This window comes from Phocaeicola sp. RTP21198st1_B8_RTP21198_201120, assembly GCF_040929485.1.
In the GTDB taxonomy this organism is placed as follows: Bacteria; Bacteroidota; Bacteroidia; order Bacteroidales; family Bacteroidaceae; genus Phocaeicola; species Phocaeicola dorei.
Genome location: NZ_JBCOCI010000185.1, coordinates 1 through 1,286, shown reverse-complemented (window position 1 = coordinate 1,286; position 1,286 = coordinate 1). Strand labels below are relative to the sequence as shown.

The 1,286-nt window shown below is 43.7% G+C and carries 2 protein-coding genes; both read left to right on the top strand.

Going from position 1 to position 1,286, the window contains the following annotated elements:
* Positions 1 to 657, top strand: a 657-nt coding sequence (locus AB5935_RS24245; protein ID WP_368327682.1) for an MFS transporter, incomplete at its 5' end; no start/stop codon positions are given.
* A 7-nt stretch (positions 658 to 664) separates the two neighbouring features.
* Positions 665 to 1,286: acetylxylan esterase (locus tag AB5935_RS24240; RefSeq protein WP_368327681.1), on the top strand; the 622-nt coding region annotated here is incomplete at its 3' end.

Here is a 1,286-nt window from a genome sequence, read left to right as displayed (position 1 = left end):
GCATTGGTCTTTAATTCTATTCGTGACGGGGCAACGGTTTATTATTTTAAGTATTATGTTGTAGAAGAAGAATATGCTTCCATTTCTTTATTTGGAATTTCCTTTGTATTGAGCGGGCTTTATTTGGCTGTCGGGCAAGCCGCCAATATTGTCGGAGTGGTGTTGGCAGCTCCATTGAGCAATCGTATCGGCAAAAAAAAGACATATATGTGGGCGATGTCGATAGCGACGGTACTTTCAGTAATTTTCTACTGGTTTGATAAAGAGCAGTTGATGTTGATGTTTATTTTTCAGGTGTTGATAAGTATTTGTGCGGGTAGTATCTTCCCGCTTTTATGGTCGATGTATGCAGACTGTGCTGATTATTCGGAACTTAAAACGGGTAACCGTGCTACGGGGCTTATCTTCTCTTCTTCTTCCATGAGTCAGAAATTTGGCTGGGCTATCGGAAGCGCCGTTACGGGCTGGTTGTTGGCTTTTTACGGTTTTGAGGCCAACGCGGTGCAGGGCGAGGAAGCTATTCATGGAATAAGGATGTTCCTAAGTTGGCTACCGGCTATGGGTACGGTGCTGAGTGTCATCTTTATCAGCCTTTATCCGCTTTCCGAGAAAGAAATGAGAAAAATCACTAACCAATTGAATGATAAAAGAAAGTAATAAGATTATGAAAATACATAGATGGATTATTAGCCTGGTATTCTGTTGTTGTGTAACTTTTCTTTCCGCACAAATCCGTGGAACGGAAATTACTGTAGTCGTATCTCCCGACCATACAGACTGGAAATATCAGTTGAAGGAAGAATGTTCGTTTACAATTCAGGTATATAAGGCACAAAACCTTTTGCCCGGAGTGGTAATAGACTATGAGTTGGGGCCGGAATGGTATCCGGTGGAAAAGAAGAAAGGGGTTTTATTGAAAGACGGAAAGACAAGTGTAACGGGGTGTATGGATGTTCCCGGTTTTTTGCGCTGTAAAGTGCGTGCATCTGTTGACGGGCATGTATATGAAGGATTGGCTACTGTGGCTTACGCACCTGAAGAGTTGAGGCCGCATACATCACTGCCTGCAGATTTCCGTCAATTTTGGGATACTGTTTTGAAGGAAGCCCGACAGATTCCTTTGCTTCCTACTATGGAGCTTATTCCTGAGCGTTGTACGGATAAGGTAGATGTCTTTCATGTCAGTTTCCAGAATATTTGTAACGGTTCGAGAACGTTCGGCATTCTTTGTATGCCCCAAAAGCCGGGTAAGTATCCGGCGTTACTTCGCGTGCCCGGTGCCGGGG